16 protein-coding genes are annotated in these 20,451 nt (G+C 64.6%); 15 read left to right on the top strand and 1 reads right to left on the bottom strand.

What is annotated here, in order from left to right; all coding sequences use genetic code 11:
• The first annotated feature begins 388 nt into the window (after positions 1–388).
• From phaC to QM685_RS19020, 11 genes are all read left to right on the top strand, one after another.
• A complete protein-coding gene (gene phaC, locus QM685_RS19070) occupies positions 389–2,233 on the top strand; it encodes a class I poly(R)-hydroxyalkanoic acid synthase (RefSeq protein ID WP_415118131.1) in 1,845 nt (614 codons plus the stop codon).
• Between the two features lie 182 nt (positions 2,234–2,415).
• A complete protein-coding gene (locus QM685_RS19065; protein WP_415118129.1) occupies positions 2,416–3,597 on the top strand; it encodes an acetyl-CoA C-acetyltransferase in 1,182 nt (393 codons plus the stop codon).
• A gap of 232 nt (positions 3,598–3,829) precedes the next feature.
• Entirely contained in the window at positions 3,830–4,570 is a 741-nt protein-coding gene (locus QM685_RS19060; RefSeq protein ID WP_415118127.1) for a 3-ketoacyl-ACP reductase, read from the top strand.
• 136 nt (positions 4,571–4,706) lie between these two features.
• The gene (gene phaR, locus QM685_RS19055; protein ID WP_415118125.1) at positions 4,707–5,315 is read left to right on the top strand and encodes a polyhydroxyalkanoate synthesis repressor PhaR; all 609 of its coding nucleotides are present in this window, start codon (positions 4,707–4,709) and stop codon (positions 5,313–5,315) included.
• Positions 5,316–5,641: 326 nt separating this feature from the next.
• The gene (locus QM685_RS19050) at positions 5,642–6,736 is read left to right on the top strand and encodes a tRNA dihydrouridine synthase (RefSeq protein ID WP_415118123.1); all 1,095 of its coding nucleotides are present in this window, start codon (positions 5,642–5,644) and stop codon (positions 6,734–6,736) included.
• Positions 6,737–6,989: 253 nt separating this feature from the next.
• Positions 6,990–8,327 carry a 30S ribosomal protein S12 methylthiotransferase RimO gene (gene rimO, locus QM685_RS19045; protein WP_415118121.1) on the top strand — a complete coding sequence of 446 codons (1,338 nt, stop codon included), beginning with the start codon at positions 6,990–6,992 and terminating at the stop codon, positions 8,325–8,327.
• Positions 8,328–8,330: 3 nt separating this feature from the next.
• On the top strand, positions 8,331–9,281 hold the full coding sequence (locus tag QM685_RS19040) for a sugar kinase (RefSeq protein WP_415118120.1): 951 nt from the start codon (positions 8,331–8,333) through the stop codon (positions 9,279–9,281).
• A 69-nt stretch (positions 9,282–9,350) separates the two neighbouring features.
• On the top strand, positions 9,351–10,535 hold the full coding sequence (bktB, locus tag QM685_RS19035) for a beta-ketothiolase BktB (protein WP_415118119.1): 1,185 nt from the start codon (positions 9,351–9,353) through the stop codon (positions 10,533–10,535).
• Between the two features lie 71 nt (positions 10,536–10,606).
• On the top strand, positions 10,607–11,257 hold the full coding sequence (locus tag QM685_RS19030; protein ID WP_415118117.1) for a hypothetical protein: 651 nt from the start codon (positions 10,607–10,609) through the stop codon (positions 11,255–11,257).
• Between the two features lie 169 nt (positions 11,258–11,426).
• The gene (locus tag QM685_RS19025) at positions 11,427–12,611 is read left to right on the top strand and encodes a cystathionine beta-lyase (protein ID WP_415118116.1); all 1,185 of its coding nucleotides are present in this window, start codon (positions 11,427–11,429) and stop codon (positions 12,609–12,611) included.
• 326 nt (positions 12,612–12,937) lie between these two features.
• A complete protein-coding gene (locus tag QM685_RS19020) occupies positions 12,938–13,264 on the top strand; it encodes a hypothetical protein (protein WP_415118115.1) in 327 nt (108 codons plus the stop codon).
• Between the two features lie 201 nt (positions 13,265–13,465).
• Here the strand turns inward: QM685_RS19020 and serB are convergent, their stop codons facing one another.
• Entirely contained in the window at positions 13,466–14,305 is an 840-nt protein-coding gene (gene serB, locus QM685_RS19015) for a phosphoserine phosphatase SerB (protein WP_415118114.1), read from the bottom strand.
• A gap of 295 nt (positions 14,306–14,600) precedes the next feature.
• On the opposite strand from serB, the gene QM685_RS19010 reads away from it, so the two are divergent.
• The 4 genes from QM685_RS19010 (at position 14,601) to QM685_RS18995 (ending at position 20,443) form a co-directional block, all read left to right on the top strand.
• Complete coding sequence (locus QM685_RS19010) at positions 14,601–15,836, top strand: cytochrome P450 (protein WP_415118113.1); 1,236 nt, start codon at positions 14,601–14,603, stop codon at positions 15,834–15,836.
• A gap of 203 nt (positions 15,837–16,039) precedes the next feature.
• Positions 16,040–17,044 carry a Ku protein gene (locus QM685_RS19005; RefSeq protein ID WP_415118112.1) on the top strand — a complete coding sequence of 335 codons (1,005 nt, stop codon included), beginning with the start codon at positions 16,040–16,042 and terminating at the stop codon, positions 17,042–17,044.
• Positions 17,045–17,185: 141 nt separating this feature from the next.
• Positions 17,186–20,104 carry a DNA ligase D gene (ligD, locus tag QM685_RS19000; RefSeq protein ID WP_415118111.1) on the top strand — a complete coding sequence of 973 codons (2,919 nt, stop codon included), beginning with the start codon at positions 17,186–17,188 and terminating at the stop codon, positions 20,102–20,104.
• A gap of 48 nt (positions 20,105–20,152) precedes the next feature.
• Positions 20,153–20,443, top strand: a complete 291-nt coding sequence (locus QM685_RS18995) for a hypothetical protein (protein WP_415118110.1) — start codon at positions 20,153–20,155, stop codon at positions 20,441–20,443.
• Positions 20,444–20,451: the final 8 nt, after the last annotated feature.

Here is a 20,451-nt window from a genome sequence, read left to right as displayed (position 1 = left end):
AAAATCCTTAAAAACCATGCGTTCCGAGAGTTTTTTTCATCTGCCCACGGCGTCGATCATTCGGCTCGTTGAATCGCGTTTTATCTACAGGGAAAACGATAATTAAAAAACTGTCGCACTGCGGCAAAATCGGGAACAAGCATTGACATGCCTTGTGATGGGGAGCAAGAATGTTCGTCCCAAGCTCCTCGTCGTACATGGGACAGGGCGTGACGAAGTCGTGAGCGATCGCCACGTGCGCACGAACCTGCCTCTCAACCCGTCCGTAAGGACTTACCGGTCAAAAGCAGGTATGTCAGCATCTCATTCCTCAGCTTCCCCCAGCACGGACTCCTCGAAGGAGCAAACGCAGCAGGCCGGTACGAGCGGCGCGTCGTCAGCCGCAGGCATGCAGCAATTTTTCGACGCCTGGGTGAACGCATGGCGTTCGTTCGGCGTGCCGCCCGCGGGTACGCCGTTCCAGGTTCCTTCAATGCCGCAGATACCCGGCATGCCGCCGCTGGCGCAAATGCCGTTCACGCCACCGGCGGGATTCCCGCAGATGCCGTCGTTTCCCGGCATGCCCGACTTCAGCAAGCTGGCCGCCGGCGCGGTACCGTCGCTGCCGTCCTTCCCGGCGTTGAACATTCCCGCCGCCGCGATTCCTCCGGAGCGTTTGCAGAAGCTGCAAACCGACTACTCGCGCGAGGCGATGGAGCTGATCCAGCAGGCCACCACGTCGGCCAGCAAGGCGCCCGAGCTCAAGGACCGGCGCTTTAGCGCGGAAGCATGGAGCGAGACGCCGGCTTACGCGTTTACCGCCGCGTGGTATCTGCTGAACGCGCGCTATTTGCAGGAGATGGTCGACGCGCTCGACACCGAACCGAAGATGCGCGAGCGCATCCGCTTCGCGGTCCAGCAGTGGACCGCGGCGGCATCGCCCAGCAACTTCTTCGCGCTGAATCCCGAAGCGCAGAAAACCCTGCTCGACAGCAAGGGCGAGAGCTTGCGTCAGGGTGTGATGAATCTGCTCGGCGACATGCAGCGCGGCAAGATTTCCCAGACCGACGAATCGCGTTTCGCGGTCGGCGAAAATCTCGCGAACACCGAAGGCTCGGTGGTGTTCGAAAACGATCTGCTGCAACTGATCCAGTACAAGCCGCGCACGCCGACCGTGCGCGAGCGGCCGCTGCTGATCGTGCCGCCGTGCATCAACAAGTTCTACATTCTCGACCTGCAACCCGAGAACTCGCTGGTCGCGCACGGGCTCGATTCGGGCCACCAGGTATTCCTGATTTCGTGGCGCAACGCGGATCAATCCATCGCGCACAAGACGTGGGACGACTACATCGGCGAGGGCGTGCTCACCGCGATCGACACCGTGCGCAAGATCAGCGGCCGCGAGCAGATCAATACGCTCGGCTTCTGCGTCGGCGGCACGATGCTCGCCACCGCGCTGGCGGTGGCCGCGGCGCGCGGCGAACATCCGGCCGCGTCGATGACGCTGCTCACCGCGATGCTCGACTTCTCCGACACGGGCGTGCTCGACGTGTTCGTCGACGAAGCGCACGTGCAGATGCGCGAGCAGACCATCGGCGGCAAGAACGGCGCGCCGCCGGGGCTGATGCGCGGCATCGAGTTCGCGAACACGTTCTCGTTCCTGCGCCCGAACGACCTCGTGTGGAACTACGTCGTCGACAACTACCTGAAGGGCCGCACGCCGGTGCCGTTCGACCTGCTGTACTGGAACAGCGACTCGACCAGCCTGCCGGGTCCGATGTATTGCTGGTATCTGCGCAACACGTACCTCGAGAACAAGCTGCGCGAGCCGGGTGCGCTCACCACCTGCGGCGAGCCGGTCGATCTGTCGAAGATCGACGTGCCCACCTTCATCTACGGTTCGCGCGAAGACCATATCGTGCCGTGGCAAACCGCGTATGCGTCGGTACCGCTGCTGTCCGGGCCACTGAAGTTCGTGCTCGGCGCGTCGGGCCATATCGCGGGTGTGATCAATCCGCCGGCGAAAAAGAAGCGCAGCTTCTGGAAGCTCGACACCGAAGAGAAAGCGCTGCCGGAAAGCGCGAACGAATGGTTCGACGCGTCGACCGAAGTGCCCGGAAGCTGGTGGCCCGAATGGATCACGTGGCTCGATCAGTACGGCGGCAAGAAGGTGAAGCCACGCGCCACGGCTGGCTCGGACGAATTCCCGGTGATCGAACCGGCGCCGGGCCGCTATGTGCGGCAACGGGAGTAAGCGGTACTACGCGGCGCGCTACGGCGCGCCGTGGCTGTATGGCGGGAAATGAGTGTCTGGCTGATGAAGGCGTAAAGAAGGCGCAGGCCAACGGAAGGCGCAAGCCAACGCGCCAGGGCAACGGAATTTTTTAACGTAACGGGCTGCGGCGCAGTTGGCCGAGGTGCCCGGAGGATATGGAAATGACTGATGTTGTGATCGTATCGGCCGCTCGTACTGGAGTGGGCAAATTTGGTGGTTCGCTGGCCAAGGTTGCCGCTCCTGAACTTGGCGCGGTGGCAGTGCGCGCTGTCCTCGAACGTGCCGGCGTGAAGCCGGAACAGGTGAGCGAGGTGATTCTCGGCCAGGTGCTGACGGCGGGCTCCGGTCAGAACCCCGCGCGTCAGTCGCTGATCAAGGCCGGTCTGCCGTCGTCGGTGCCGGGCATGACGATCAACAAGGTGTGCGGCTCGGGTCTGAAGGCCGTGATGCTCGCGGCCAACGCGATCATCGCGGGCGACGCGGACATCGTCGTCGCCGGCGGCCAGGAGAACATGAGCGCCGCGCCGCACGTGCTGCCGGGCTCGCGCGACGGCTTCCGCATGGGTGATGCGAAGCTGGTCGACTCGATGATCGTCGATGGCCTGTGGGACGTGTACAACCAGTACCACATGGGTGTGACGGCGGAAAACGTCGCGAAGGAATACGGCATCACGCGCCAGGAGCAGGACGCATTCGCGGCGCTGTCGCAGAACAAGGCGGAAGCCGCGCAGAAGGCGGGCCGTTTCAACGATGAAATCGTGCCGGTGGAGATTCCGCAACGCAAGGGCGAGCCGCTGCGCTTCGCGACCGACGAGTTCGTGCGTCACGGCGTGACGGCCGAATCGCTCGCGGGCCTGAAGCCGGCGTTCTCGAAGGAAGGCACGGTCACGGCGGCGAACGCGTCGGGCCTGAACGACGGCGCGGCCGCGGTGCTCGTGATGTCGCTGAAGAAGGCCGAGGCGCTCGGTCTCACGCCGCTCGCGCGCATCAAGGCGTACGCGAATGCGGGCATCGATCCGAAGGTGATGGGCATGGGTCCGGTGCCGGCCTCGCGCCGCTGTCTCGAGCGCGCGGGCTGGACGCCGGCCGACCTCGACCTGATGGAAATCAACGAAGCGTTCGCCGCGCAGGCGCTCGCGGTGCACAAGCAGATGGGCTGGGACACGTCGAAGATCAACGTGAACGGCGGCGCGATTGCGATCGGCCATCCGATCGGCGCGTCCGGCTGCCGGATTCTCGTCACGCTGCTGCACGAAATGCAGAAGCGCGATGCGAAGAAGGGTCTGGCGTCGCTGTGCATCGGCGGCGGCATGGGTGTCGCGCTGGCGGTCGAGCGCATTTAAGGTAGCTGGGGGGTATGCCGCGCCGCGCGGCGCGCTCACTGACGTAGCTGGGCTGGCGGCGGCCGTCTGGTCGCGCGGCACGCCGGACGGCTGCGTGCCGTGGCGGCCGGCTCGCGCCGGCAGTGCGTTGCCGTCCGGTCGCGCGGCGGCACTGCTGAACCCGCGTCAGGCGAGGCAAGAGAGGCAAGAGGCCGCCGGTCGGCGCCTCGAAAACGATAACGGAGTATGGTTTATGACACAGCGAATTGCATACGTAACAGGCGGCATGGGTGGCATCGGCACGAGCATCTGCCAGCGTCTGCACAAGGAGGGCTTCAAGGTGATCGCCGGTTGCGGGCCGAATTCGCCGCGCCGCGTGAAGTGGCTCGACGAGCAGAAAGCGCTCGGCTACGACTTCGTCGCGTCCGAAGGTAACGTCGGCGACTGGGAGTCGACCAAGGCCGCGTTCGACAAGGTCAAGGCCGAAGTCGGCGAGATCGACGTGCTGGTCAACAACGCCGGCATTACGCGCGACGTCGTGTTCCGCAAGATGACGCACGAAGACTGGACGGCGGTGATCGACACCAACCTGACCAGCCTGTTCAACGTCACCAAGCAGGTGATCGACGGCATGGTCGAGCGCGGCTGGGGTCGTGTGATCAACATCTCGTCGGTGAACGGCCAGAAGGGCCAGTTCGGTCAGACCAACTATTCGACCGCGAAGGCCGGCATTCACGGCTTCACGATGTCGCTCGCGCAGGAAGTGGCGACCAAGGGCGTGACGGTCAACACGGTGTCGCCGGGCTATATCGGCACCGACATGGTCAAGGCGATCCGCCCGGACGTGCTGGAAAAAATCGTGGCGACGATTCCGGTGCGCCGTCTCGGTCGGCCGGACGAAATCGGCTCGATCGTCGCGTGGCTCGCATCGGACGAATCGGGCTTCTCGACGGGCGCCGATTTTTCGCTGAACGGCGGTTTGCATATGGGTTGAGCCCCCGGTGTGCTGCTCATAAGGCGGCGCGCTTCGGCTCAGATGGTTTTCGCCGGCGTTCCGGCCGCGCAAGGATCCAATTGCGCGGCCGGAACGCCGTTTCCGCGCTTGCTTAACTCGAGCTTAAAGGCGTTACATGACTACTACTACAAAGAAAACGGCCGAACGACTGATAAAGAAATATCCGAATCGTCGGCTCTACGATACCGAGACGAGCACGTACATCACGCTGACTGATGTAAAGCAACTCGTGCTGGATCAGGAGGACTTCAAGGTCATCGATGCCAAAAGCAACGAGGACCTGACGCGCGCGATCCTGTTGCAGATCATTCTCGAGGAGGAGAGCGGCGGCTTGCCGATGTTCTCGTCGTCGATGCTCTCGCAGATCATCCGGTTCTACGGTCATGCGATGCAGGGCATGATGGGCACCTACCTGGAAAAGAACATCCAGGCCTTCATCGACATTCAGGCGAAGCTCGCCGATCAGTCGAAGAATCTCTATGAAGGCAAGGCGATGAACCCCGAAGTCTGGTCGCAATTCATGAACATGCAGGCCCCGATGATGCAGGGCATGATGACCAGCTATATCGAGCAGTCGAAGAACATGTTCGTGCAGATGCAGGAGCAGATGCAGAACCAGGCGAAAACGATGTTCGCCACTTTCCCGTTCACGCCGGCCGGCGGGGTGAATGCGAGCAACACGCCTGCTACGCCGCAGGACAATCCGGAAGCGGAGAAGAAGTAACGGCGCGAAGTAATCGCGCAAGAATCGGGACTGGGTCGGGCGGCAGCGGGGTGTTTCCCGGCATGCCGGTTGCCCGACGATCACTCGCGATTGACCGGGGCAGATGCCGCTCCTTGTGGGAGCGCGCGGCCGCCGGCACGATACAATCGTCGTGCATACGGTACGCACCACAGCGTGCCGCTACCACCCTCGTCACCGCTTTTCACCACACCCGTCTCATGTTTCATATCGTTTCCCGCATCGCGTCAGCGCCGTCGTTAGTGCCTTCCGTTGTGAAGGCCGCAGCGGTCAGCCTCGACTGAATCGCGTTTCGTCAAGATTTCCTCATGAGCCGGCTGTTTCTCGCCCCCATGGAAGGGCTTGCGGACTACGTATTGCGCGACGTATTGACGAGCGCGGGTGGTTTCGACGGCTGCGTGTCCGAATTCATCCGCGTGACGGGTTCGTTGTTGCCCACGCGCGTCTACGAGCGTGAAGCGCCCGAAATCCTGCACCAGAACGTGACCGCGGGTGGCACGCCGATGGTGATCCAGTTGCTCGGCAGCGATCCGGAATGGATGGCGCGTAATGCCGCGCATGCGGCCACATTGTCGCCGTACGGCATCGATCTGAACTTCGGCTGTCCCGCCAAAGTCGTCAATCAGCATGGCGGTGGCGCGATGCTGCTCAAGGAGCCGAAGCAGTTGAACCGGATCGTGACCGCCGTGCGCGCCGCGGTGCCGGCCGATATCGCCGTGACGGCAAAAATGCGCCTCGGTGTCTCCGATACGTCACGGGCGATCGAATGCGCGCAGGCGCTCGCGGAAGGCGGCGCGGCGTCGCTCGTCGTGCATGCGCGCACGCGCGACGACGGCTATCGGCCACCCGCGCACTGGGAATGGATCGCGCGCATCGACGACGCCGTCGACGTGCCCGTCATCGCGAACGGCGAAGTCTGGAGCGTGGCCGACTGGGAGCGGTGCAGGGCGGTCAGCGGTTGCACGGACGTGATGATCGGACGCGGCGCCGTGTCGGACCCGTTCCTCGCGCAGCGAATCCGCGGCCTCCTGGATCCGTCCCCATCGGCTGGGGAATGGCAGCAGGTGCTGTTTTCGATCATTGGCTATATGAAGAAGCTGCGGGCGCGCGGCACGTTGAGCCACGAGCACGGCCGCGTGAAGAAGTGGCTCAGCTATCTGCAGCGGACCTGGCCGCAGGCCGCCGAACTGCACGCGGCGATCCGGCGCGTGCAGGACTCGGATGAAATCCTCGCGGTGATCGGGCAGGCGTTGGCGGGTGGTGGGGCGGCGCGGATGCGGCAGGCCGGCGAATGTTCCGATTTCGAGTCTTGCGCGGCCGGGCGTGGCACTCATCGATCAAATCCAGACTCTCTCGTTCAAAGCACGCGAATTCAAGTTCAATGGCGAGCGCGCTACGAATGAAGAAAGGGAAGCGATCAGATTCGGCATTCGGATGTTTCTCGATCTGTAACCTGACAACGGCGCCGTGAAGGCGCCGTTTTTTATGATGAGGTTAACGGGATGACGCGTGGGGTTGGCATGGATTGGAACGGGTAAAATGCCGCCAAACAACGGTTTTGTTTCCCAGGGTGCCGTTTCCACCCCACATTCGGATGTTTTAGTGAAAAATCCTTCAGAATCAAAGAGTAAGGCGGGTCAGGGCCCGCGAATCGGCATGGTTTCCCTCGGGTGCCCGAAGGCCCTCGTCGACTCCGAACAGATCATCACGCAGTTGCGCGCCGAAGGTTACGAAATCTCCGGCACTTATGACGGCGCGGACCTCGTGGTCGTCAACACCTGCGGCTTCATCGACGAAGCCGTGCAGGAAAGCCTCGACGCGATCGGCGAAGCGCTCAACGAGAACGGCAAGGTGATCGTGACCGGTTGCCTCGGCGCGAAGAAGAGCGCGAGCGGTTCGGGGCTGATCGAGGAAGTACATCCGAAGGTGCTCGCCGTGACCGGTCCACACGCGGTCGGCGAGGTGATGCAGGCGGTGCACAATCATCTGCCGAAGCCGCACGATCCGTTCGTCGATCTGGTACCCGCCGCGGGCGTGAAGCTCACGCCGCGCCACTATGCATATCTGAAAATTTCCGAAGGCTGCAATCACCGTTGCACGTTCTGCATCATCCCGTCGATGCGCGGCGATCTCGTGTCGCGCCCGGTCGCCGAAGTGATGCTCGAAGCGGAGAACCTGTTCAAATCCGGTGTGAAGGAGCTGCTCGTCATTTCGCAGGACACGAGCGCGTATGGCGTCGACGTCAAATACCGCACCGGTTTCTGGAACGGCAAGCCGGTCAAGACACGCATGACCGATCTGGTCGGCGCGCTCGGCGAACTCGCCGCGCAATATGGCGCGTGGGTGCGTCTGCATTACGTGTATCCGTACCCGAGCGTCGATGAAGTGATTCCGATGATGGCCGAAGGTCCGTACAAGGGCCACGTGCTGCCGTATCTCGATGTGCCGTTCCAGCATGCGCATCCGGACGTACTCAAGCGCATGAAGCGTCCGGCTAACGCGGAGAAGGTGATGGAGCGCGTGAAGGCATGGCGCGAGATGTGCCCGGATCTGACGATCCGCAGCACGTTCATCGCCGGCTTTCCGGGCGAGACCGAAGCGCAGTTCGAGACGCTGCTCGATTTCATCCGCGAGGCGGAGCTGGACCGGGTCGGTTGCTTCGCGTATTCGCCGGTCGAAGGCGCGAGCGCCAACGAACTCGACGGCGCGCTGCCCGACGAAGTCCGTGAAGAGCGTCGCGCGCGCTTCATGGAAGTGGCCGAGCAGGTATCGGCGAAACGCATCGCGAAGAAGGTCGGCAAGACGCTGAAGGTGCTGGTCGACGAGATCAACGCCGACGGCGGCATCGGCCGTACCGCGGCGGATGCGCCGGAGATCGACGGCGTCGTCTATATCGCGCCGGCGACGAAGGCGTCGAAGCGCTACAAGGTGGGTGATTTCGTGTCGGTGAAAATCAGCGGCGCGGACGGCCACGATCTATGGGGCGAGGTCTGAGCGATGACGGAGAGCACGGCCGCACGGCCTGAAAATCCAGCACCGGAGATCCTCGCGCTCGGCGAGGCGATGATCGAATTCAACCAGTCGGCGAAGGATCAGCCGAACTATCTGCAAGGCTTCGGCGGCGACACGTCGAACTTCTGCATCGCGGCCGCGCGCCAGGGCGCGAAGACCGGCTTCGTGTCGGCGGTCGGCTCCGATCATTTCGGGCGTCTGCTGATCGATCTGTGGGAGCGCGAGCAGGTCGACACGTCGTTCGTGCGCATCGATCCGCTTGCGTCGACCGGCGTCTATTTCGTGTCCCACGGTCCCAACGGCCACGCGTTCGACTATCTGCGCGCGGGTTCGGCCGCGAGCCGCTATGCGCCTGCCGATCTGCCGCGCGACGCACTCGCGGCGGCGAAGGTAATTCATCTGTCCGGCATCAGTCTCGCGATCAGCGTGAGCGCCTGCGATGCCGCGCTCGAGGCGATCGCGCATGCGCGCGCGAACGGCGCGCGCGTGAGCTTCGACACCAATCTGCGTCTGAAGCTGTGGCCGCTCGCGCGGGCGCGCGCGGTGATGCTCGAGGCGATCCGCCAGACCGACATCTGTCTGCCGAGCTGGGACGACGTGACCGATCTCACGGGGCTGACCGGCCGCGACGAGATCGTCGATTTTCTGCTGTCGCACGGCCCGAGCGTGGTCGCGCTGAAGCTCGGCAAGGACGGCTCGTATATCGCGACGCCGAACGAGCGGCGCGTCGTGTCGGGCCACGTCGTCAACGCGGTCGATGCGACCGGCGCGGGCGACTGCTTCGGCGGCGCGTTCATCGCGCGGCTCGTCGCGGGCGACGATCCGTTTGCCGCGGCGCGTTATGCGAACGTCGCCGCGGCGTTGTCGACGCAAGGTTACGGCGCGGTCGCGCCGATTCCGTCGCGCGAGACCGTCGAGCGCGTGCTGGCAGGCTGAGCATGACGCGCGGGATTCGATAGACGCGACGCGGCAGGACATTCAGAGAGACCAGAAGAGGAGCGAGCGATGCAACGAGACGTGGTGGTGGTAAGCGGTGTGCGCACCGCAATCGGTACGTTCGGCGGCAGCCTGAAAGACTTCGCGCCGACCGATCTCGGCGCGCGTGTCGTGCGCGAAGTGCTTGCGCGCGCGAACGTGTCGGGCGATGAAGTCGGTCACGTCGTGTTCGGCAATGTCGTGCATACCGAACCGAAGGACATGTATCTCGCGCGCGTCGCGGCAATCAACGGCGGCGTCGCGCAGCACACGCCCGCGCTGACCGTGAACCGGCTGTGCGGCTCGGGCTTGCAGGCGATCGTGTCGGCCGCGCAAAGCGTGCTGCTCGGCGACGCCGATATCGCGATCGGCGGCGGCGCGGAAAACATGAGCCGCGCGCCGTACTCGATGCCTGCCGCGCGTTTCGGCCAGCGCATGGGCGATGCGCGGCTCGTCGACATGATGGTCGGCGCGCTCAACGATCCGTTCCAGTCGATCCATATGGGCGTGACCGCCGAGAACGTCGCGCGCAAGTACGACATCTCGCGCGACGCGCAGGATGCGCTCGCGCTCGAATCGCACCGGCGCGCGGCCCATGCGATCACGAGCGGCTACTTCAAGGAGCAGATCCTGCCGATCACGATTGCGTCGAAGAAGGGCGACGTCGTGTTCGACACGGACGAGCACGCGCGGATGAACGCATCGGCGGAAGACTTCGCGAAACTGAAGCCGGTGTTCGTGAAGGAGAACGGCACGGTGACAGCCGGCAACGCGTCGGGCATCAACGACGCGGCCGCGGCGGTCGTGCTGATGGAACGCGGCGTCGCCGAGCGGCGCGGCGTGAAGCCGCTCGCGCGGCTCGTGTCGTACGCGCATGCGGGCGTCGATCCGGCATACATGGGCATCGGGCCCGTGCCGGCGAGCCGCAAGGCGCTCGAGCGGGCTGGCCTGACGGTCGCCGATCTCGACGTGATCGAGGCCAACGAAGCGTTCGCCGCGCAGGCCTGCGCGGTCAGCAAGGAGCTCGGGTTCGATCCGGCCCGGGTCAATCCGAACGGCTCGGGTATTTCGCTCGGCCATCCGATCGGTGCGACCGGCGCACTGATCACGGTCAAGGCGCTGTACGAATTGCAACGCATCGGCGGACGCTATGCGCTCGTCACGATGTGCATCGGCGGCGGGCAGGGGATCGCGGCGGTGTTCGAGCGCATCTGATGCCGGGTGCCGGTATCGGGCAGGCATGCAGAGCGGGAATAAAGCGGAATCAGGCAACAAGGATGGAAAGGATGCGGGAATCGAAAGCGATGAAGGGTTCGGCACCGCGCGCGGCAACACGTGGTTTGCGGCTGCATGCTCGTGCGGTGGCCGGCGCGGCCGCGCTGCTGTGCGCCGGCGCGGCGCTGTGGATGCCGTCGCAGGCATGGGCGGAAAGCGCTGCGGTCAAGGAGCTGGCGGCGCCGCCGCCGATCCAGTTGCCGCTGAAACCGAGCCCGGAATTCGCGAAATTCCCGCGTTACACCGGCACGCTCGGCACGCGTCCCATCGTGCTGCGGCTTGGCCGCAAGACCGACGACCCATCCGGTGTGCATGGCGAGTATCAGTACACCGACACCGGCGAGGTAATCCTGATCGCCGGCGATCGCGTCGACGATACGCTCGAAGTCGAGGAATCGAACGACGGCACCCATATCACCGGCAACTGGGTCGGCAAGTTCGCGGCGGACGGCTCGCTGGCAGGCGACCGGATGAACGTCGACGACTCCGATCCGCAGCCGTTCGATCTGAAGCCCCTGGCGGCGGGGCAGGCGGTGCCGGCGGCCGGCGTGACGAAGGCCGCTCCGGCCCCGCAGCCGCCCGCCGCGAACGGCGCGGCACCGGAGCCCGCTGCCGGCGGTCATGCGGTCGGCGGCGTCAGCAACCTGCAAACCGGCGACTGATGCGGGCGTCGAGCGCGCTTCGCCAATCACGCGGCATGGGCGGCTCGCGCCGCGCCACCGGGACAACCGTGCGGGCCTGTTCGCGCTTGTTGGACAGGCAGCGTACTCACCGAATCGTCACGGCCGCTGCTTCCATCACGCTTCTTCCTGTTTTTCAGCGAACTTCACCATGACCCAATCCAAACTCAAAGGCGGTTTGCAAACCCGCATCGTGCGTGCCGAGGACCGGATCACCCCGGGCTTCGAGTCGTTCTCGACGCCGGTTACGCGAGCCTCGACGGTCGTGTTCCCCGATCTCGCGACGATGCGCGCGCTCGACTGGAAAAACGATGCGCAATGGCGCTACGGCCTGCACGCGACGCCGACCTCCATCGCGCTCGCACAGCGCCTCGCCGCGATCGAGGGCGGCAATCATGCGTTGCTGCAACCGTCCGGGCTGTCGTCGATTTCGAATGTGTACTTCGGCCTCGTGAAGGCGGCCGACGACGTGTTGATTCCCGATAACGTGTACTCGCCGAATCGCGATCACGGCGACTGGCTCGCGCGCGATTTCGGCGTCACGGTGCGCTACTACGATCCGCTGATCGGCGCGGGCATCGCCGCCATGATCCAGCCGAACACGCGGCTGATCTGGCTCGAGGCGCCCGGCTCGGTGACGATGGAAGTGCCCGACGTGCCGGCCATCACGGCCGCGGCGCGCGCGCGCAACGTCGTCACCGCGATCGACAACACGTGGTCCGCGGGCCTTGCGTTCCGGCCGTTCGACCACGGCGTCGACATCTCGGTGCAGGCGCTGACCAAGTATCAGTCGGGCGGCGGCGACGTGCTGATGGGCGCGACGATCACGGTCGACCGCGAACTGCATCTGAAGCTGAAGGCGGCGCGCATGCGCATGGGGATCGGGGTTTCGTCGGACGACTGCTCGCTGATCCTGCGCAGCCTGCCGAGCATGCAATTGCGCTTCGCGCAGCACGACCGCGCGGCGTTCTCGCTCGCGATGTGGCTGAAGAGCCGGCCGGAAATCGCGGCGGTGCTGCATCCGGCGTTCGCCGACTGTCCGGGGCATGAGGTGTTCAAGCGCGACTTCACGGGCGCGGGCGGGCTGTTCTCGGTCGTGTTCGACGAGCGTTACAGCGCGGCGCAGATCGACACGTTCTGCGAATCGCTCGAACTCTTTTCGCTCGGCTGGAGCTGGGGCGGCGCGCATAGCCTCGCGATGCCGTACGACGTCGCGTCGATGCGCACCGCCGCGCAGTGGCCGCATCGCGGCACGCTGGTGCGTTTCTATATCGGGCTCGAGGAAGAGGCGGATTTGCGCGCGGATATCGAGCAGAGTCTGGCGACGCTGGCTTGACGCGCTTCAGTCTTATTCGCCGCTGCGTTCGAGAAGCCCGCCCGGATACGTTCCCGGCGGGCATTTTTATTGTTCGCTGATCGCCTGAATTCAGGCAGGCTTCAGGCAGTCAACCCAACCATTTGGTCGAATGGTCGAAGCTTTCCTGCCACGCTACGATGGTGCGCATTCCGACTACAGGTTGCCGCGCGGGGTGGCCTGCGATGAATCTTTTTTCTGGATGTTGCTGAATCTCGGTGTGCCCATTGCGGGTCCGGTTTTCACGCTTGCGCTCGTTGTACCCGCGCATGGGTGGCGTGTCGCAAAGACGTTGATTGCGGCATCCGGTGAAAGACGGGCAGTTGTTCTGGTGCGCTATCGGGCTGTGTGCCGCGGCGATCTATGAAGCGGTAACGGCGTTGGAACAGGGTGGTCCGGAAGCGTCGATGCTCGCGTTTGGCATTGTCGGATTCTGCGGACTGGCGTTCGTCTGCTTCATCGTCGTTACAACAAGTCTGCTTAACGTCCGGCACGGCGAATCAGGCGCAGCTATCGGTGAGATACAGACAGAATTTGCGGTTGGAACGTTCTCGCGTGTGTCGATAGGCCTATCGATTTTCATTACCTGTCTGGTGGCCTCTTCATTCGCGGCTCTTCACATTCACGTGAATTAGTTTTTCAAGATAGTGCAGCCTTTATACTGGTTCGCTCTTGTGGAGGGACTTATGAAGCAATTTCTTTTGTCTTTGGGATCACCAAAAAATCACGACCGCATACTAAAGGGGGCAATGATCGTCAGCACGTTGATATCCATCGGCATGTTCGCGATGTTTCTGCCCGGCATTTTCAACAGATAACGCCGCCGCTCGCCAGGCTCAAAACAGCCGCAACAACCCATCCAGTCCAACGTAGTTGAACGACACACTCGCAGCTTCGCGCACCACCGGCTTCGCGCGGAAAGCGACGGACAGTCCCGCTTCGGCCATCATTTTCAGGTCGTTCGAGCCATCGCCCATCGCAATCGCGCGAGACGGTTCAATGCCCAGCGTCGCGCAGGTCTCGCGCAGCGTACGCGCTTTCACATCGGCGTTGACGATCTCGCCGATCACATTGCCGGTCAGCTTGCCGTCCACGATCTCAAGCGTATTTGCGCGCGTGAAATCGAGGCCGAGGCGCGCCTTCAGTTTCTCGGTGAAGAACGTGAAGCCGCCTGACACGAGCAGTGTTTTCAGGCCGGCCTGTTTTGCGCCGGCGAGCATCCGTTCGGCACCCGGCGACAGTTGCAGCCGCTCTTCGTAAACGCGTTCGAGCGCGCCGGCGTCGAGCCCCTTCAGCAGCGCGACGCGGCGCGTCAGGCTCTCGTTGAAGTTCTTGATCTCGCCGCGCATCGACGCTTCGGTGATCGCCGCCACTTCCGCTTTCAGTCCGCAAAAGTCGGCGATTTCGTCGATGCACTCGATCGTGATCAGCGTCGAATCCATGTCCATCGCGACGAGGCCGAAGTCGCGCAACCGGCGGCCGGTTTCGACAAATGCGTAGTCGAGCTGATGCGTGTGGCAATACACCTCGACGTCGGCACGCTGCGCGACGTTCGCATCGGCAATGCGAAGCGTGTTCGCATCGACGACGGCGGCTTGCGAGCCGCGCGCGAGCGCGACGAGCGTTTTGTGATGGTCGGCGGAAAGGGGCGCGATGCTTTGAATGACGAGGTTCATGGACGACCGGTGACGCGGGAAGAAAGGAACGCGCGGTGCGCGCGGAAAATCCCGCTATTGTATCGGTTCCGCGGGCCGCGCCGTCGCATGCGGCTGTCCCGCGGCTGCCGTGCAATCCGGCGACGCGCGGTTCATACTGATGCATCGAATCATGCATCGCAGCCCTTGTATTGGCGGAGCGCCGCAATACCGGGCAACACAGACAGACCCAGGCCGCGACCGCTCGCAATCCATCGCCACACCGTCACGAGCCGCACCAACCCAGGCGCAACAAGACGCCCAAAGGAGACAACGCATGACCCCGGCGACCGCCAACGACGCATCCTCTGTTGCCCGCGATTTCGATCTGCGTCATCTGAGCCCGGCGTTCCATGCCGATCCATACCCGGTCTATCACGCGCTGCGCACATACGAGCCGGTCAAGCGCATGGCGGACGGCTCGCTTTTTCTGACGCGCTTTCGCGACGTACAGGCGGTCTACCGCGATCCGAAGACGTTCAGCTCCGACAAGACCGTCGAATTCCGCCCAAAATACGGCGACTCGCCGCTCTATGCGCATCACACGACGAGCCTCGTCTTCAACGATCCGCCGCGCCACACGCGGGTGCGCAAGCTGATTGCCGGCGCATTGACCGCGCGCGCGATCGCGGCGATGGAGCCGGGGCTGATCCGGCTCGTCGACAGCCTGCTCGAAGCGGCCGCGCGGCGCGGGCGCATCGATCTGATCGGCGAATTCGCATCGGCGATTCCGGTCGAGATCATCGGCAATCTGCTCGATGTGCCGCACGACGAACGCGCGCCGCTGCGCGACTGGTCGCTCGCGATACTCGGCGCGCTCGAGCCGTCGCTGACCGACGCGCAGTTCGAACGCGGCAATCGCGCGGTCAGCGAATTCGTCGATTACCTGCGAGGCCTCGTCGCGCGGCGCCGCCGCGAGCCGGGCGATCCGCAGCATGACGTGCTGACGCGGCTGATTCAGGGCGAGGGGCCGGACGAACAGTTGTCGGAGGCGGAGCTGCTGCAAAACTGCATTTTCATTCTGAACGCCGGGCATGAGACGACCACGAATCTGATTGGCAACGGCCTCGTCACGCTGACCGAATGGCCCGAGCAACGCGATGCGCTGCTGCGCGAGCCGGCGCTGATCGGCACGGCGGTCGAGGAGTGCCTGCGCTTCGAGAGCTCGAACCAGCTCGGCAACCGGATGACCACCGTCGATACCGAAATCGACGGCGTCGCGGTGGCGCGCGGCACGCCGGTCACCCTGTGCATCGGCGCGGCCAATCGCGACCCCGAGCAGTTTGCGGAGCCGGACCGCTTCGATATTCGCCGCGATCCGAACCGGCATCTCGCCTTCGGCTTCGGGATTCATCAGTGCGCGGGCCTGTCGCTCGCGCGGCTGGAGGCGCGGATTGCGATCGGGCGGTTCGTGCAGCGCTTTCCGGCATACCGTCTCGATGGTGAGCCGACACGCGGCGGCCGGGTGCGGTTTCGAGGGTTTGCGGCAGTACCGGTCGTGCTGGAGCCTTGAACGTCCACCGCATCTTCCACCCGCATCTTTTGCCGCTTCATCGCAAGACTTACCGTCCGCTGACGGCTCGCCGCCGGGCCACCCACCACCCGCGCGCGACGCCCCGCGCCGCGCCGTGTGCCCGGTTCCGCGCCGCTTCCCGGCACCCGACCCGTGGCACGCTTGCTGCTTCGCGTGATATCTCAAGCCCACGGGAGCGCGCGATGGCACACATGATCTGGAAGGGCGCAATCAGTTTCGGGCTCGTCCACGTCCCGGTGCAGTTGTATCCGGCGACGCAGTCGGAGAAGATCGGCTTCAATCTGCTCGACAGGCGCACGATCGATCCGATCGGCTACAAGCAGATCAACAAGCGCACCGGCAAGGACGTGACCCGTGACAACATCGTGCGCGGCTTCGAGTACGAGAAGGACCGGTACGTCGTGCTGTCGGACGACGAAATCCGTTCGGCGAATCCCGAGTCGACTCAGACGGTCGATATCCTCGCGTTCGTCGATGCCCCCGACATCTCGTTCCTTTATCTCGACACGCCGTATTTCCTGACCCCGGACCGCAAGGGCGAGAAAGTGTATGCGCTGCTGCGCGAGGCGATGAAGGCATCGGGCAAGATCGGCGTGGCGAACGTCGTGCTGCACAACAAGCAGCATCTGGCCGCGCTGATTCCGCTCGGCCCCGTGCTCGCGCTGAACACCTTGCGCTGGGCCGACGAGGTGCGCAGCCTCGACGAATTCAAGTTGCCGCCCGACGGCATGAAAGCCGCCGGCGTGTCGGCACGCGAACTCGACATGGCGAAGAAGCTCATCGACGACATGAGCGACGCGTGGAACCCGGCGCAATATCACGATACGTTTCGGGACGACATCATGGCGCTCGTCGAGCGCAAGATTCGCGCGGGCAAGACCGAGGAGATCACCGAGGTCGAAACGCCACGCGAGTCGCGCAAGTCCGCCGACATTCTCGACCTGTCCGATCTGCTCAGGCGCAGCCTTGGCCGCGGCAAGGGCAAGCAGGCGGCGGGCCGCAAGCGCGCGGCCGACGAGGACGATGAGCAGTCTGACGCCGACGCCGACGAACAGGCCGCCGCGCCGGCGCGCAGGAAATCGCGTGCGGCGAGCCCAACCCGCAGCCGCAGCGGCAATGGCGGCAGCAGTGGCCGCGCCGCGCCCAAAACTGCATCGACCGCCCGCAAACGACGCGCGGCGGCCTGAGCCCGCGCCAGGACCCGCCACCGCTCCTCGACACGGTAACGCCACGCGCGGCCACGCGCGCAAGCAACCGGAGTTCATACCCATCCGTCACCGGCCATCAACACAGCAACGTCATTCGTACATCGCACGAACCTCATTGCCATGAACGACCGACTCGATCTCTATCATCGCAAGCGCCGCTTCGACGACACGCCTGAACCCGCCGGCGCGACCGCCCGCAAGCGCGCCGGCCGGAAAAGCGCGGCACGCGAGGCGCGCGACACGCTCTCGTACGTGATCCAGGAGCACGACGCGCGGCGTCTGCATTACGACTTCCGGCTCGAACTGAACGGCGCGCTGCTGTCGTGGGCGGTGCCGAAGGGGCCGAGCCTCGATCCGTCGGTCAAACGGCTCGCGGTGCATGTCGAAGATCATCCGGTCGAATACGGCTCGTTCGAGGGCGAAATTCCGCCCGGCAATTACGGCGCGGGCACCGTGATCGTATGGGACCGCGGCACGTGGGAGCCGGTGGGCGGCGCGGCCGAAGCGGCGCGCGCCTATGCGGCCGGCAAGCTCAAGTTCCGGCTGCACGGCGAGAAGCTGCACGGCGGCTGGACGCTCGTGCGCAGCCATATGCGCGGCAGCGGCGACAAGGAGCAATGGCTGCTGATCAAGGAGCGCGACGAAGCGGCGCGCGACGCAAGCGAGTACGACGTGCTGCAAAAGCGCCCGGGCAGCGTGCTCGGCGACGGCGCAGCGACGGGCAGGGGAGCGAAAGGAGCGCGCGGCAGCGCGGCAGGCAGAACGACAGATAAAGCACCAGCTAAAACGGCGGCCAAGACCTCGCACAAAGCGTCGACGAAACTCGCCGCTGATATGAAACTCGCCGTCGACGAAACCACCGGCAGCAGTGCAAAAACCGTCGCAAAAGGCGCTTCCTCGCGTCGCGCCGATCCCAAACGCCCCGACATCGTCGCGACCCGCAGCACGCAATCGCTGCGCGAACTCGCGGCATCGCCATCGATAGAAGGCGCCGTCAAAGCCCGCTTGCCCGCGACCTTCAAACCGCAACTGGCGACGCTCGTCAACGCCGCGCCCCCCGGCGACGACTGGCTCTACGAGATCAAGTTCGACGGCTACCGGGTGCTCACGCGCATCGACCACGCAGCCCAGGCGAAAAGCGCGAGAAGCACGAAAAGCACCCGAAGCGGCGCGGTCAGGCTGCTCACGCGCGCCGGCAACGACTGGACCGCGAAGTTCAGCAAACAGGTGCAGGCCTTCGCTCGGCTCGACGTGCAAAGCGCGTGGCTCGACGGCGAAGCGGTCGTGCTCGACGAACGCGGCGTGCCGGATTTCCAGGCGCTGCAAAACGCGTTCGACGAGAACCGTCCGCAAGACATCGTGATCTATCTGTTCGACATTCCGTTTCTGAACGGCTACGACCTGCGCGGCGTGCCGCTCGAACAGCGCCGCGCGATCCTGCGCGCGCTGCTCGAAGGCGTCGACGACCACGTGCTGCGTTTCTCGAACGACTTCGCGTTCGGCGCGGACGAATTGCTGAAAAGCGCCTGCGACATGGCGCTCGAAGGCATCATCGGCAAACGGCGCGACAGCGGCTATGTGTCGGGCCGCTCGTCGTCGTGGATCAAGCTCAAGTGCCGGCGCCGTCAGGAGTTCGTGATCGGCGGCTATTCGGAGCCGAGCGGCAGCCGCGCGGCATTCGGCGCGCTGCTGCTCGGCGTGTACGACGGCGCGGGCCGGCTGCAATACGCGGGGCGCGTCGGCACCGGCTTCGACGCCGCGTTGCTGCGCTCGGTAAAAAAAGCACTCGACGCGCACGCGAGCCGGCGCATGCCGTTCGCAAGCGCGCCGCGCGAGCGCAGCCGCACACCGGTGCACTGGGTCGAGCCGGCGCTCGTCGCCGAGTGCAACTTCGCCGAATGGACGAGCGACGGCATCGTGCGCCAGGCGTCGTTCGTGAGCCTGCGCGACGATAAACCGGCGCGCCAGATCGTCAGGGAAACCGCCCGACAAGGAGCCGACGTGCAACAGCAAACCGATACCGTATCCGGGGACGCGCCGCGCCAAAGCGTGTCGAAGAAAAACGCGGCGAGCCAACGCGCCGCGCAACAGACCGCCGCCGCGGATGGCGCGCCCGCCCGAACCACCACGAAGCGCTCGCGCGCGCAGACCGAGGTCGCCGGCGTGCGCGTCTCGCACCCGGATCGCGTGATCGACAACAGCACCGGCACGCGCAAGATCGAGCTGGTGCGGTACTACGAATCGGTCGCTAAATGGATGCTGCCGCATCTGCGCGACCGGCCGCTCGCACTCGTGCGCGCGCCCGAGGATATCGGCGGCGAGCTGTTTTTCCAGAAGCACAGCCAGAAGCTGTCGATTCCGAACGTCACGCAGCATCCGGGACTCGATCCCGGTCATCCGCCGCTGATCACCGTCGAAACGCTCGCCGCGCTGATCGGCGCCGCGCAGATGGGCACCGTCGAATTTCATACATGGAATGCGCTCGCGTCGAATATCGAAAAGCCCGACCGCATGGTGTTCGACCTCGACCCGGATGCGTCGCTCGGCTGGGAGCGCATGATCGAGGCCGCGCAACTGACGCGCGCGCTGCTCGACGAGCTGGGTCTCCAGTCGTTCTGCAAGACGAGCGGCGGCAAGGGGCTGCACGTGGTCGTGCCGCTCGCGAAGCAGGCCGGTTGGGACGAAGTGAAAGACTTCTCGCAGGCGGTCGCGCAGCACATGGCGGCGACGCTGCCGCGGCAGTTCAGCGCGAAGATGGGCGCGCAGAACCGCAAGAAGAAGATTTTCATCGACTATCTGCGCAACAACCGGGGCTCGAGCACGGTGGCCGCTTTCTCGACGCGCGCGCGGCCGGGGCTCGGCGTATCGATGCCGCTCGCGTGGGATGAAGTCGCGAACACCACGGGCGGCGATCAATGGAACATCGCCAACGTGCACGAGCGCCTGGCCGGCCTTAGCGGCGATCCGTGGGCGGACTATGCGAAGACGCGCCAGCGCATCACGGCGGCGATGAAGAAACGTCTGGACGAAGCGCGGTGAGCGTGCGTCCGGTTCAGCAAGCGAATTCAATCAACGAAGGAGCATCCCATGAAGACCTCGCCGCAATCGTCAGACGGCGATCCGACCGCGGAAAAGAAGCCGCGCTCGTTGCAGGAAGCCGCCGCGCCGCTGCCGCATGAAGCCGATCAGGATCCGGAGTCGCAGCACGAGGACGATCCGCGCCACGTCGGCAGGCAGGCGCATCAGGACCTCGAGCGCGGGTTGCGGGACACCGACCGCCGCGGCGGAGACGAGTATCAGCAGCGCACGCAGAACGATGCGCACACCGACGTCAACTCGGATCGCAAGCAGTCGGAAGCGAAGCGCGGCAAGCGCTGATCGACGCC

This window comes from Paraburkholderia sp., assembly GCF_047605525.1.
Lineage (GTDB): Bacteria > Pseudomonadota > Gammaproteobacteria > Burkholderiales > Burkholderiaceae > Paraburkholderia.
This window is presented reverse-complemented; position numbering and strand designations above follow the sequence as displayed.